Below are 471 nucleotides of genomic sequence, written 5' to 3' on the forward strand. Positions count from 1 at the left end.
CCTCCGGCGGGCGATGCGGGCCGGCGAACCGGTCGACGAGATCTTCGAGTCCCTCATCGGCCCGCTGGTCGACAACGCGGTCCCGGAATGGCACACCACTTTGGACGCCCTCCTCGAACTGCCCGGGATCGACGGCCCGGTCGGGTACTCCGGGGGCTGGACCGCCCTCGGCATCCGGCTGGCGGTGACCGAGCCGCGCATCGCGGCCGCCGGTTTCTTCGCCGGGGGCTACGTGCCGCGTGCCCAGCGGGAGGAGGCCCGGCAGGTCACCATTCCGCTGCTGTTCCTGCTCCAGTGGGACGACGAAGGCAATCCCCGGCAACGGGCCCTGGACCTGTTCGACGCCTTCGGCAGCAAGGAGAAGACACTGCACGCCAACCTCGGCGGGCACACCGGCACCCCGTGGTTCGAGCTGGAGGACGGGTGCCGGTTCTTCGACCGCCACCTGAAGTGAGGCCGGGCCGTCCGGCG

1 pseudogene is annotated in these 471 nt (G+C 71.3%); it reads left to right on the forward strand.

Annotated features, from left to right (window positions below):
* Positions 1 to 454: pseudogene (locus OO52_RS45645) on the forward strand (alpha/beta hydrolase); the annotation flags it as partial.
* Positions 455 to 471 lie beyond the last annotated feature (17 nt).

It is taken from the genome of Streptomyces flaveolus (assembly GCF_000716535.1).
In the GTDB taxonomy this organism is placed as follows: Bacteria; Actinomycetota; Actinomycetes; order Streptomycetales; family Streptomycetaceae; genus Streptomyces; species Streptomyces flaveolus_A.